The sequence below is a fragment of the Burkholderia sp. Tr-20355 genome, from assembly GCF_017104685.1.
GTDB classification, from domain to species: Bacteria; Pseudomonadota; Gammaproteobacteria; order Burkholderiales; family Burkholderiaceae; genus Burkholderia; species Burkholderia seminalis.
The window spans coordinates 1-12,339 of record NZ_JAAGPK010000204.1 but is presented as its reverse complement, the minus strand read 5'-3'; the positions used below and the strand labels follow the sequence as shown (position 1 = coordinate 12,339).

The following is a 12,339-nucleotide window of genomic DNA, read 5'->3' as shown; positions in this document are numbered from 1 at the left end:
CGGCCGGCCGCGTTGCCCGGCCGGCCGGTTTTCCGCGGCGCGTACGGCTGACGCGGGCCGGCGCGAAAGGGCGCGATCACCACGGCAATTGCTGAGAAAAGGGCGGGCTTTACGGTATAATCCGTTTTTCCCGCGAGCATCCAGCGATGACCAAATATGTTTTCGTCACCGGCGGCGTAGTTTCTTCCCTTGGCAAGGGTATTGCCGCCGCTTCCCTCGCCGCGATCCTTGAATCGCGCGGTCTGAAAGTCACCCTCCTCAAACTCGATCCGTACATCAACGTCGACCCCGGCACGATGAGCCCGTTCCAGCACGGGGAAGTGTTCGTGACGGAAGACGGGGCGGAGACCGACCTCGACCTCGGCCACTATGAGCGCTTCATCAGCACGAAGATGCGCAAGGCCAACAACTTCACGACCGGCCAGATCTACGAATCGGTGATCCGCAAGGAACGCCGCGGCGACTATCTCGGCAAGACCGTGCAGGTCATTCCGCACATCACGAACGAAATCCAGGCGTTCATCGAGCGCGGGGCCGCGTCGGCCACCTGCGGCGAGCCGGATGTCGCGATCGTCGAGATCGGCGGCACGGTCGGCGACATCGAGTCGCTGCCGTTCCTCGAGGCTGCGCGCCAGATGAGCCTGCGCCTCGGCCGCAACAGCGCGTGCTTCGTGCACCTGACGCTGGTGCCATACGTCGCGACGGCGGGCGAGCTGAAGACGAAGCCGACCCAGCACAGCGTGCAGAAGCTGCGCGAGATCGGCATCCTGCCGCACGTGCTGCTGTGCCGTGCGGATCGCCGCATCCCCGACGACGAATCGAAGAAGATCTCGATGTTCTCGAACGTGCCGGAAGACGCCGTGATCTCGGTGTGGGACGCCGACAGCATCTACAAGATTCCGCAGATGCTGCACGACCAGGGCCTCGACCGCATCATCTGCGACGAGCTGAAGCTGTCGCCGAAGGACGCCGACCTGAGCATGTGGTCGGCGCTCGTCGAGAAGCTCGAGAACCCGAAGCACGAAGTGACGATCGGCATGGTCGGCAAGTACGTCGACCTGACCGAGTCGTACAAGTCGCTGATCGAGGCGCTGCGCCACGCATCGCTGCATACGTCGACCAAGGTCAACATCGAGTACATCGACTCGGAAGAGATCGAGACGAACGGTGTCGACAGCCTGAAGCATCTCGACGCCGTGCTGGTGCCGGGCGGTTTCGGCCGTCGCGGCACGGAAGGCAAGATCGCGGCGATCCGCTACGCGCGCGAGTCGAAGGTGCCGTACCTCGGCATCTGCCTCGGCATGCAGCTCGCGGTGATCGAATTCGCGCGCGACGTCGTTGGCCTGAAGCAGGCGAACAGCACGGAATTCGATCCGGACACGCCGGAGCGCGTGGTCGCGCTGATCACCGAATGGTACGACCGCGAAGGCAAGGTCGAGACGCGCACCGAGGAATCCGACCTCGGCGGCACGATGCGCCTGGGTTCGCAGCGTTGCCCGATCAAGCCGGGCACGATGGCGGAAGAAATCTATGGCAAGGACGTGAACGAACGCCATCGCCATCGTTATGAAGTGAATAACCGCTTCGTGCCCCAGCTCGAAGCCGGCGGCCTTATCATCAGCGCCCGTACCCCGAGCGAGGATCTGCCGGAAATGATGGAGCTGCCGCGCTCGATGCACCCGTGGTTCGTCGGCGTCCAGTTCCACCCGGAATTCACGTCCACGCCGCGCGACGGCCATCCCCTCTTCAAGTCGTTCGTCGAAGCCGCGCTCGCCAACAAGCAAGCGCGCGGAGTGTAAAGCATGAAGCTGTGCGATTTCGAGGTCGGTCTCGACAAGCCTTTCTTCCTGATCGCGGGTACCTGCGTCGTCGAATCGGAGCAAATGACGATCGACACGGCGGGCCGCCTGAAGGAGATCTGCGAGAAGCTGAACGTTCCGTTCATCTACAAGTCGTCCTACGACAAGGCGAACCGCAGCTCGGGCAAGTCGTTCCGCGGCCTCGGAATGGACGAAGGCCTGCGGATCCTCGCCGAGGTGAAGCGCCAGCTCGGCCTGCCGGTGCTGACCGACGTGCACGCGATCGACGAGATCGAGCAGGTCGCGTCGGTCGTCGACGTGCTGCAGACGCCGGCGTTCCTGTGCCGCCAGACCGACTTCATCCACGCATGCGCGCGCTCGGGCAAGCCCGTGAACATCAAGAAGGGCCAGTTCCTCGCGCCGCACGACATGAAGAACGTGATCGACAAGGCGCGCGACGCGGCACGCGAAGCGGGGCTGTCGGAAGACCGCTTCATGGCGTGCGAGCGCGGCGTCTCGTTCGGCTACAACAATCTCGTGTCGGACATGCGCTCGCTCGCGATCATGCGCGAGACGCACGCGCCGGTCGTGTTCGACGCGACCCACTCGGTGCAGTTGCCGGGCGGGCAGGGTACGAGCTCGGGCGGCCAGCGCGAATTCGTGCCGGTGCTCGCGCGTGCGGCGGTCGCGACGGGTGTCGCCGGCCTCTTCATGGAAACGCACCCGAATCCGGCGGAAGCGAAGTCGGACGGCCCGAACGCGGTGCCGCTGAACCGGATGGGCGCGTTGCTGGAGACGCTCGTCACGCTCGACCAGGCGGTGAAGCGCAATCCGTTCCTGGAAAACGATTTCAATTAAAGATCGAATGAACCTTGCGACGGCTTCGCGCGTCTGTAGCGAAAGCGGTTTCGGCGCGCGCGCCGTCGCAGTTTGAAGAATCCATCGTCATTCTCAGAGGAAACCCATGAGTGCCATCGTAGATATCATCGGCCGCGAGATTCTGGATTCGCGCGGCAACCCCACCGTCGAATGCGACGTGCTGCTCGAATCGGGCACGATGGGCCGCGCGGCGGTGCCGTCGGGCGCGTCCACCGGCTCGCGTGAAGCGATCGAACTGCGCGACGGCGAAGCCGGCCGCTACAACGGCAAGGGCGTGCTGAAGGCCGTCGAGCACATCAACACCGAAATCTCCGAAGCCATCATGGGCCTCGACGCGTCGGAACAGGCGTTCCTCGACAAGACGCTGCTCGAGCTGGACGGCACCGACAACAAGTCGCGCCTCGGCGCGAACGCGATGCTGGCCGTGTCGATGGCCGTCGCGAAGGCGGCCGCCGAAGAGGCCGGCCTGCCGCTGTACCGCTACTTCGGCGGTTCGGGCGCCATGCAGTTGCCGGTGCCGATGATGAACATCGTCAACGGCGGCGCGCACGCGAACAACAGCCTCGACATCCAGGAATTCATGATCGTCCCGGTCAGCCAGCCGACGTTCCGTGAAGCCCTGCGTTGCGGCGCGGAAGTGTTCCATGCGCTGAAGAAGATCCTGAGCGACCGCGGCATGAGCACGGCGGTCGGCGACGAAGGCGGCTTCGCGCCGAACTTCGGCAGCAACGACGAGTGCCTGTCGACGATCCTGCAGGCGATCGAGAAGGCCGGCTACCGTGCGGGCGAAGACGTGCTGCTCGCGCTCGACTGCGCGGCATCCGAGTTCTATCACGACGGCAAGTACCAGCTCGCGGGCGAAGGCCTGCAACTGTCGTCGGCCGAATTCACCGACTACCTCGCGACGCTCGCCGACAAGTTCCCGATCGTGTCGATCGAGGACGGCATGCACGAAAGCGACTGGGACGGCTGGAAGCTGCTGACCGACCGTCTCGGCAAGAAGGTGCAGCTGGTCGGCGACGACCTGTTCGTCACCAACACGCGCATCCTGAAGGAAGGCATCGAGAAGGGCATCGCGAACTCGATCCTCATCAAGATCAACCAGATTGGTACGCTGACCGAAACGTTCGCGGCGATCGAAATGGCGAAGCGCGCGGGCTACACGGCCGTGATCTCGCACCGCTCGGGCGAAACGGAAGATTCGACGATCGCGGACATCGCGGTCGGGCTGAACGCCGGTCAGATCAAGACGGGTTCGCTGTCGCGCAGCGACCGCATCTCGAAGTACAACCAGCTGCTGCGCATCGAGGAAGATCTCGGCGACATCGCGAGCTACCCGGGTAAATCGGCTTTCTATAACCTGCGCTAACGCGCTACTATCGGGTTCGTCATATCGACGCCGCTCTGTGCTCGTGCGCGGAGCGGCGCTTCTTATATCTGCGTCTCTTACATGCGGCTTGTCACTGTCGTCCTGATTGCCTTGCTGGCGCTCATTCAGTACCCCCTATGGTGGGGACACGGCGGCTGGCTGCGGGTGCATGAATTGCGTCAGCAGCTCGACGACCAGCTCCAGAAGAATGCGGACGAGAAGCTGCGCAACGAGCGCACGGCCGGCGAAGTGCAGGATCTGCAGAGCGGCACCGCGGCCATCGAGGAGCGTGCGCGCTACGAGATGGGCATGGTGAAGGACGGCGAGGTGTTCGTGCAGTTCGTGTCGCCCAATGCGCCTGCGGGGCCGCTGAACAACACGCCGTCGAACACGTCGACGCGCGGTACCGTCTCCGCGGCGCCGGTGCGTGTCGTGCCGAATCCGCAGTCGATCGCGAAGCCGTCGCGGCACCATGGCGGCGACAAGGGCAAGTCAGCGCATCACTGATCGCGATACGGTCGAATCCATTGAAAAAGCGCGGGAAATACCGCGCTTTTTTATTTCCTGCCAGGCATCAATCGATCGATTGACGGCTTACCACCACCAGCCCGGGTAGCCGTAGCCGATACCGGTTCCCCAGCGATTTCCCCATCCGCCGTAATACCCGCCGTAGACCGTCACGGGTGGCGGCGAGTAGTACGCCCATGCGCGCGCGGCGGCCTCGGCTGCGATCGCGCTGTTCTGTTCGCGCAGGACCTGCTGGTCGATTTCGTCGTAGCGCTTGCGTTCGGCGCTCGACAGCGCGGGCGGGCGGCCGTTCGACGCGCCCGGCTCGGGCAGGCGGCTCAGGATCGTGGAAGTCGGCGGCGGCATCGCGCAGCCGGCGAGCGCGAGCGTGCCGGCGGCGACGCTCGTCAGGATGAGGGGGCGAAACGGGCGGAGGCGATTCATGTGTTTCTCCTGCAGCGCGCCGACGGCGGGAAGCGGTGTGCGCCGAAGGCCGGGCCTCCGGCGCCAGAACCGTGCGTGCGGCGCTCGTGCGTCATTATGCGCCCGTGCCCGGGTGGCGGGCACGGGCACGCCGCTCAGTGACGCTGGTCGGTTGCCGGCGCGATGCCGGTCTCGACGCCGGGCGCCGCGAACAGCTGCGCGACGTCGACGGGATCGAATTCGTAGCGCTGGTTGCAGAACTCGCAGTGGATCTCGACGTGGCCGCGCTCGACGATCACGCTGTCGACTTCCTCGCGGCCGAGCATGCGCAGCATCGCGCCGACCTTCTCGCGCGAGCACGAGCACTGGAAGCGCGTGCCGGCCGGCTCGAAGTGCTGCACGTTTTCCTGCCAGAACAGCCGGCGGAACACGACTTCCGGTTCGACCTCGAGCAGCTCCTTCGCGGACAGCGTACCGCCGAGCGTACAGACGCGCTCCCACGTGTCGATATCGGTTTCGGCGTTGCGCGGCACGATGCCGCCGTCGCCCGGCAGCTTCTGCAGCAGCATGCCGACCGCGCGGTCGCGATCGGCCGCGAGCCACAGCCGCGTGTCGAGCTGCTCCGAGTGATGCATGTAGTGCTCGAGTACCTGCGACACCGATTCGAGCGGACCGTCGACGCCGTTCAGCGGCACGATGCCCTGGTACGGCTGCTGGCCCGGCAGCTTGTCGGCCGGGTCGAGCGTGATCACGCAACGGCCGTGGCCGCTCGCGTTGACGAGCGACGCGAAGCTCGTGTCGTCGCCGATCGTCTGCGCCGCGTCGCCGGCGAATTTCGCGGTAGCCCGCATCGACAGATCCGAGCCGCACTGGACGACCAGCATCTGGACCGGCCCGTCGCCGAAGATCTGCATGATCAGGGTGCCGTGAAATTTCAGGTTCGCGGACAGCAGCGCGCACGCGGCCATCATCTCGCCGAGCACCGTGCGCACCGGGGCGGGGTAGTCGCGGCGGGCGAGCACTTCCTGCCACGTATTGCGCAGCGAAACGATCTCGCCGCGCACGGGCGCCGCATTGAACATGAATTTCTGTAACTGGTCGCTCACTCTTCTTCCTTGAAATCCGCGCGAATCACCCGATCCGCACGAGTTGCTCCTTGAAATGCGCGCGCCGCTCGACATACGTCTTCGCGTTCGCGCGCAGCCGCGCGATGTCTTCCGCCGACAGCTCGCGCACGACTTTCGCCGGCGCGCCGAGAATCAGCGAGTTGTCCGGGAACGTCTTGCCTTCCGTCACGACCGCGCCGGCACCCACCAGACAGTTGCGGCCGATGACCGCTCCATTCAAGACCACCGCCTGGATCCCGATCAGCGAACCTTCGCCGATCGTGCAGCCGTGCAGCATCGCCTGGTGCCCGATCGTCACGTTTTCGGCAATCGTCAGCGGAAAGCCCGGGTCCGTATGCAGGACCGCCCCTTCCTGGACGTTGCTGCCCGCACCGACGGCGATGGTCTCGTTGTCGCCGCGAATCGTCGCGCCGAACCACACGCTCGAATTCTCCTCGAGCACGACCTTGCCGATGATGGCCGCCGTATCGGCGACGAACACGCTTTCGTGGATCGTCGGGGCCGTCTCGCCCAGCTTGTAGATCGTCACGGAGTCTCCTTGTCTCTTCGATGAGGGGCGCCGGTAAAATGGCGCGTCCGGTTTGCCCGGCGCGTGGCGCCGCGGAACAAACGCATATTGTAAACCGTCGCGTGCAGGTGCTCCCGCGACGCGTACGCAAGGTGTCCCCGTTTATGAGCATGGAGTCTTCTTCTTCCGGCATCGCGCCGGCCTGCGTGCGCCGCGTGGCGCTCGATGCGCTGTGCCTGTCCGAACCGGCGGCGAAGGCAGCCCGGGTCCGCGCGCTGCACGATGCGCTGCGGGCCGGGCAGGCCACGATCGCACCGTCGCTCGCGTTGCCTGAACCGGCCGACCTGCCCGGACGTCCGGACCGCCCGCCGCTCGTCGAGCCGCGCCAGCTCCAACGGCGCAGCATGCGTTCGCCCGAAGGGCGCGCGGTGCTGCTGCACGCGCTCGCCCATATCGAATTCAACGCGATCAACCTGGCGCTCGACGCGGTCTGGCGCTTCGCGGGCCAGCCGGATGCGTTCTACGCGGACTGGCTGAAGGTGGCGGCCGAGGAGGCCTATCACTTCACGCTGCTGTCCGACCGGCTGGCGGCATTCGGGCATGGGTACGGCGATTTTCCCGCGCACAACGGACTGTGGGAGATGTGCGAGCGGACCAAGGGCGACGTGCTGGCGCGCATGGCGCTCGTGCCGCGCACGCTCGAGGCGCGCGGGCTCGATGCCTCGCCGCCGATCCGGGCGCGGCTCGTGCAGGCGGGCGATGACGCGTCGGCCGCGATCCTCGACGTGATCCTGCGCGACGAGATCGGCCATGTCGCGATCGGCAACCGCTGGTTCCGGCATCTGTGCGACGCAGCCGGCCGCGATCCGGTGCCGACCTACCGGCAGCTTGCCGGGCAATACCATGCGCCGCGGCTGCGCGGCCCGTTCAATGTCGACGCGCGGCGCGATGCCGGCTTCGAGCAGGCCGAACTCGACGAACTGACCGCGCAGGACGCCGCGGACGCACACGCGGCACGTTAGCCGACCCGCGCGCCCGGCCGGCGGTGCGAGCCGGCGGCCGCTCGAATGCCGCCGCCGCTAGAGCGCGGCCTCGATTGCGGGCCGCCGGAACGGAAGCGCCGCCGCTATAATCGAACGACCATTCTTTTTTTGGCGGCTGCAATGAGTGCCTCGAGTTCTGTTTCCGATTTCGTCACGGTGCGCGGCGTCCGGCTGCATGTGCGGCGCTGGGGCCGGCCCGATGCGCCGACGCTGTTCATGCTGCACGGCTGGATGGACGTCGCGGCGTCGTTCCAGTTCGTCGTCGATGCGCTCGCGGGCGACTGGCAGGTGATCGCGCCCGATGCGCGCGGTTTCGGGCTGTCCGACTGGCCGGTCGCCCGGCAGGGCGGCGGCCACTACTGGTTCCACGAATACCTGGGCGATCTCGATGCGCTCGTCGACCACTATGCGCCGGGCGGCGAAGTCAACCTGGTCGGCCACAGCATGGGTGCGAACGTCGTGTGCCTGTACGCCGGCGCTCGGCCGGAACGCGTGCGGCGCGTGGTCGACCTCGAAGGCTTCGGGCTCGCGCCCGCGCGTGCCGAACAGGCGCCGCGCCGGTTGCGCGGCTGGCTGGACGAGCTGCGCGAGCCGCCCGCGTTGCGGCCCTACGCGTCCCTCGACGACGTGGCGGCGCGCCTGATCAAGACCAATCCGCGGCTCGCCCCGCGCCGGGCCGCATTCCTCGCCGAGCATTGGTCGACGCGCGGCGACGACGGTCTCTACCACCTGTTGGCCGACCCGGCGCACAAGATGCCGGGCCCGCTGCTGTACCGGCTCGACGAGGTGATGGCCACGTGGAAGCAGGTGCGCGCGAAGGTGCTGCACGTCGAAGCCGTCAACTCGCCGACGCTCGCGCACATCGCCGGCGACATCCCGCTGCCCGAGTTCAAGGCGCGCTTCGCCGCGTTCCCCGACTGGCGCGAAAAGCTCGTCGAGGACGCCGGTCACATGGTGCATCACGACCAGCCCGAGCAGGTCGCGGCGCTGATCGAGGCGTTCTGCGCGTAGGCGCGCGACGCCGGCGGCAGGGCAGGCGGGCGGCGCAATTGCCGCGTTGCAGTAGAATGAAGCCTTACCTGCCATACCGACAATGAACGCCGATCTCCACTGCCATTCCAATGTTTCCGACGGGTTGCTGTCGCCTGCCGACGTCGCGCGCCGCGCACATGCGGGCGGCGTGACCCTGTGGGCGCTGACCGACCACGATGAAATCGGCGGCCAGGCAGCGGCACGCAGCGAGGCGGAAGCGCTCGGCATGCGCTACCTGAGCGGTGTCGAGATTTCGGTCACGTGGGCGTCGCGCACCGTGCACATCGTCGGCCTGAACATCGATCCCGCGAACCCGGCGCTGGTCGACGGCCTGTACCGTACGCGCCACGGTCGTGCGGCCCGCGCGGTGGCGATCGGCGAGCAGCTTGCGACGCTCGGCATTCCCGGTGCATACGACGGCGCGCTGAAGTACGTGTCGAATCCCGACCTGATCTCGCGTACGCATTTCGCGCGCTTTCTCGTCGAGAACGGCCACGCCGAATCGACGTCCGACGTGTTCGACCGCCTGCTCGGCGACGGCAAGCCCGGCTTCGTCCCGCATCGCTGGGCATCGCTGTCCGACGCGGTCGGCTGGATCCGTACGGCGGGCGGCGAAGCCGTGGTCGCGCATCCGGGCCGCTACCGGTACACGCCCGTCGAATTCGACGCCTTCTTTGGCGAGTTCATCGATCTGGGCGGCCGCGCGATCGAAGTCATCACGGGCAGCCATACGCCCGACCAGTACCGCGAATACGCGGACGTCGCGCGTCGCTTCGGCTTCGAAGTGTCGCGCGGCTCCGATTTCCATGCGCCGGGCGAGGGCCGCGTCGAGCTCGGCAGCCTGCCGCCGTTGCCGTCCGACCTCACGCCGGTCTGGGAGCGCTGGCTCTGACGCCGGGCGGCGGAGCGCCGCCCGTGCCGCCGCCGTGCGTTGCCGATTCATCCCCCTTTACGTACCCCCATGTCCCAGTTCTTCAGGATTCATCCGGATAATCCGCAGCCGCGCCTGATCAAGCAGGCCGTGGAGATCATCAGCAAGGGCGGCGTGATCGCGATGCCGACCGATTCGAGCTATGCGCTCGCGTGCCATCTCGACGACAAGGATGCGGTCGAGCGCGTGCGCCGGATTCGCGGCCTCGACGAGAAGCAGCACCTGTCGCTGCTCGTGCGCGACCTGTCGGAGCTGGCCAACTTCGCGATGGTCGACAACCGCCAGTACCGGCAGATCAAGTCGGTGACGCCGGGCCCGTACGTGTTCATCCTGCAGGCGACCAAGGAAGTGCCGCGCCGGCTGTCGCATCCGTCGCGCAAGACGATCGGGCTGCGCGTGCCCGACCACGCGATCACGCTCGCGCTGCTGGAGTCGCTCGGCCAGCCGCTGCTCGGCACGACGCTGATCCTGCCGCCGGACGACGAGCCGCTCAACGATCCCGAGGAAATCCGCACGCGGCTCGAGAAACAGGTCGACCTCGTGATCGACGGCGGCGCCTGCCCGCGCGAACCGTCGACGGTGATCGACCTGACCGGCGACGCGCCGGAGCTCGTGCGTGCGGGGCGCGGCGCGCTGGAACCGTTCGGCCTCTCGGCCGCCTGAGCGGGTCGTTCAATTTTGCGCGAATGCGCTTGTTACAATAACGCGATATGGATGCTTCCCTGATACAGACCATCGCCGTCTACGCGCTGCCCGTGATCTTCGCGATCACGCTGCACGAGGCCGCGCACGGCTACGCCGCCCGCCTGCTCGGCGACAACACCGCCTACGTGATGGGGCGCGTGTCGTTCAACCCGATGCGCCACATCGATCCGCTGGGCACGATCGCGATCCCGCTCGTGATGTACTTCGTGACGGGCGGCGCGTTCCTGTTCGGCTATGCGAAGCCGGTGCCGGTTTCGTTCGGCAATTTGCGCAATCCGCGCTGGGGCAGCCTGTGGGTATCGCTCGCGGGTCCGGCCTGCAACTTCGTGCAGGCGCTGGTCTGGGGCCTGCTGACCCTCGTGCTGCCCGCCGTCGGCATCGACGAGCCGTTCTTCACGCGGATGGCGTTCGCCGGCGTCAGCGCGAACCTCGTGCTCGGCGTGCTGAACCTGTTTCCGCTGCCGCCGCTCGACGGCGGCCGTATCCTGGCGGCGCTGCTGCCGCCGAAGCAATCGATCGCGCTGTCGCGCATCGAGCCGTACGGTTTCATCATCGTCCTCGCGCTGGTCGCGACGGGCGTGCTGACGAACTTCTGGCTGCGCCCGCTCGTCAACGTCGGTTATGCCGTCCTGAGCGCCATCCTGTCCCCATTCGCCTCGCTTTTCTAACGACAATCATGTTCCCAGAACGTATTTTCTCCGGCATGCGACCTACCGGGTCGCTGCACCTCGGTCATTACCACGGCGTGCTGAAAAACTGGGTGAAGCTGCAGTCCGAGTACCCGTGTTTCTTCTGCGTCGTCGACTGGCATGCGCTGACGACGCACTACGAGACGCCCGAGGTCATCGAGAAGAACGTGTGGGACGTGCTGATCGACTGGCTCGCATCCGGCATCGATCCGGCGCAGGCGACGCTGTTCATCCAGAGCAAGGTGCCCGAGCACGCGGAACTCGCGCTGCTGCTCGGCATGAGCACGCCGCTCGGCTGGCTCGAACGCGTGCCGACCTACAAGGAGCAGATGGAGAAGCTGAAGGACAAGGACCTGTCCACCTACGGCTTCCTCGGCTACCCGGTGCTGATGGCGGCCGACATCCTGCTGTATCGCGGCTCGCTCGTGCCGGTCGGCGAGGATCAGGTGCCGCACGTCGAGATGACGCGCGAGATCGCGCGCCGCTTCAACTACCTGTACGGCCGCGAGCCGGGCTTCGAGGAGAAGGCGCTCGAAGCCGCGAAGAAGCTCGGCGGCAAGCGCGCGAAGCTCTATCACGAACTGCGCAACGCGTATCAGCAGGAGGGCGACGACGAGGCGCTCGAACAGGCGCGCGCGATGCTGCAGGAATCGCAGAGCCTGTCGATGAGCGACCGCGAGCGTCTGTTCGGCTATCTCGAGGGTGCGCGCAAGATCATCCTGGTCGAGCCGCAGGCGCTGCTGACCGAGGCATCGCGGATGCCGGGTCTCGACGGGCAGAAGATGTCGAAGTCGTACGGCAACACGATCGGCCTGCGCGAAGACGCCGAGACGATCACGAAGAAGGTCCGCACGATGCCGACCGACCCCGCGCGCGTGCGCCGCACCGATCCGGGCGATCCCGACAAGTGCCCGGTGTGGCAGCTGCACCAGGTCTATACGGACGAAGCGACGCACGAGTGGGTGCAGAAGGGCTGCCGCTCGGCGGGCATCGGTTGCCTCGACTGCAAGCAGCCGGTCGTCGAGGGCATCCTGCGCGAACAGCAGCCGATGCTCGAGCGCGCGCAGAAGTACATGGACGATCCGTCGCTGCTGCGCGCGATCGTCGCGGACGGTTGCGACAAGGCACGCAAGTACGCGACGGAAACGATGCGCGACGTGCGCGACGCGATGGGCCTGTCGTACAACTGATCCGGCGCATGAGCGAATCCGTCATCGCCGCCGCAGGCGGCCACGCCGCTCAGGCCGAGCCGTCGCGCTGGGTCGCGCAATGGTCGCGGCTCGTGCCGGCCGGCGGCGCGGTGCTCGACGTCGCCGCGGGCGGCGGG

The 12,339-nt window shown here is 66.7% G+C and carries 13 protein-coding genes and 2 pseudogenes; 11 read left to right on the top strand and 4 right to left on the bottom strand.

Annotated elements, in window-relative coordinates; translation table 11 throughout:
* A pseudogene (locus G3N62_RS36470) lies at window positions 1-314 on the bottom strand (hypothetical protein); the annotation flags it as partial.
* On the opposite strand from G3N62_RS36470, the gene G3N62_RS31085 reads away from it, so the two are divergent.
* The 4 genes from G3N62_RS31085 to ftsB all read left to right on the top strand — a co-directional run bounded on the left by G3N62_RS31085 (window position 201) and on the right by ftsB (window position 4,554).
* Window positions 201-1,799: a CTP synthase gene (locus G3N62_RS31085; protein ID WP_346778209.1), complete on the top strand. Its 1,599-nt coding sequence runs from the start codon at window positions 201-203 to the stop codon at window positions 1,797-1,799. The pseudogene G3N62_RS36470 and the gene G3N62_RS31085 overlap by 114 nt on opposite strands.
* 3 nt (window positions 1,800-1,802) lie before the next feature.
* Window positions 1,803-2,657 carry a 3-deoxy-8-phosphooctulonate synthase gene (gene kdsA / locus G3N62_RS31080; RefSeq protein WP_034188928.1) on the top strand — a complete coding sequence of 285 codons (855 nt, stop codon included), beginning with the start codon at window positions 1,803-1,805 and terminating at the stop codon, window positions 2,655-2,657.
* A gap of 106 nt (window positions 2,658-2,763) precedes the next feature.
* Complete coding sequence (eno, locus tag G3N62_RS31075) at window positions 2,764-4,047, top strand: phosphopyruvate hydratase (protein WP_006478406.1); 1,284 nt, start codon at window positions 2,764-2,766, stop codon at window positions 4,045-4,047.
* A gap of 81 nt (window positions 4,048-4,128) precedes the next feature.
* The gene (gene ftsB / locus G3N62_RS31070; protein WP_034188927.1) at window positions 4,129-4,554 is read left to right on the top strand and encodes a cell division protein FtsB; all 426 of its coding nucleotides are present in this window, start codon (window positions 4,129-4,131) and stop codon (window positions 4,552-4,554) included.
* Window positions 4,555-4,641: 87 nt separating this feature from the next.
* Here ftsB and G3N62_RS31065 read toward each other — a convergent pair whose 3' ends face one another.
* The 3 genes from G3N62_RS31065 to G3N62_RS31055 all read right to left on the bottom strand — a co-directional run bounded on the left by G3N62_RS31065 (window position 4,642) and on the right by G3N62_RS31055 (window position 6,633).
* The gene (locus tag G3N62_RS31065) at window positions 4,642-4,998 is read right to left on the bottom strand and encodes a hypothetical protein (protein WP_049034861.1); all 357 of its coding nucleotides are present in this window, start codon (window positions 4,996-4,998) and stop codon (window positions 4,642-4,644) included.
* A 134-nt stretch (window positions 4,999-5,132) separates the two neighbouring features.
* Window positions 5,133-6,083 carry an Hsp33 family molecular chaperone HslO gene (gene hslO, locus G3N62_RS31060; RefSeq protein ID WP_034188925.1) on the bottom strand — a complete coding sequence of 317 codons (951 nt, stop codon included), beginning with the start codon at window positions 6,081-6,083 and terminating at the stop codon, window positions 5,133-5,135.
* Window positions 6,084-6,108: 25 nt separating this feature from the next.
* Window positions 6,109-6,633 carry a gamma carbonic anhydrase family protein gene (locus tag G3N62_RS31055; protein ID WP_034188924.1) on the bottom strand — a complete coding sequence of 175 codons (525 nt, stop codon included), beginning with the start codon at window positions 6,631-6,633 and terminating at the stop codon, window positions 6,109-6,111.
* A gap of 143 nt (window positions 6,634-6,776) precedes the next feature.
* Between G3N62_RS31055 and G3N62_RS31050 the strand changes: the two genes are divergently transcribed.
* The 7 genes and pseudogenes from G3N62_RS31050 to G3N62_RS31020 all read left to right on the top strand — a co-directional run.
* Window positions 6,777-7,634, top strand: coding sequence for a ferritin-like domain-containing protein (locus G3N62_RS31050; RefSeq protein ID WP_124670790.1), 858 nt, complete (start codon window positions 6,777-6,779; stop codon window positions 7,632-7,634).
* A 141-nt stretch (window positions 7,635-7,775) separates the two neighbouring features.
* A complete protein-coding gene (locus G3N62_RS31045; RefSeq protein ID WP_034188922.1) occupies window positions 7,776-8,666 on the top strand; it encodes an alpha/beta hydrolase in 891 nt (296 codons plus the stop codon).
* A gap of 82 nt (window positions 8,667-8,748) precedes the next feature.
* Complete coding sequence (locus G3N62_RS31040) at window positions 8,749-9,579, top strand: 3',5'-nucleoside bisphosphate phosphatase (RefSeq protein ID WP_034188921.1); 831 nt, start codon at window positions 8,749-8,751, stop codon at window positions 9,577-9,579.
* Between the two features lie 69 nt (window positions 9,580-9,648).
* The gene (locus G3N62_RS31035) at window positions 9,649-10,281 is read left to right on the top strand and encodes an L-threonylcarbamoyladenylate synthase (RefSeq protein ID WP_034188920.1); all 633 of its coding nucleotides are present in this window, start codon (window positions 9,649-9,651) and stop codon (window positions 10,279-10,281) included.
* Between the two features lie 47 nt (window positions 10,282-10,328).
* A complete protein-coding gene (locus G3N62_RS31030; protein WP_034188919.1) occupies window positions 10,329-10,991 on the top strand; it encodes a site-2 protease family protein in 663 nt (220 codons plus the stop codon).
* An 8-nt stretch (window positions 10,992-10,999) separates the two neighbouring features.
* Window positions 11,000-12,202 (top strand): tryptophan--tRNA ligase, encoded by a 1,203-nt coding sequence (locus tag G3N62_RS31025; RefSeq protein ID WP_006487046.1) that lies wholly within the window; start codon window positions 11,000-11,002, stop codon window positions 12,200-12,202.
* A gap of 8 nt (window positions 12,203-12,210) precedes the next feature.
* Window positions 12,211-12,339: pseudogene (locus G3N62_RS31020) on the top strand (SAM-dependent methyltransferase); the annotation flags it as partial.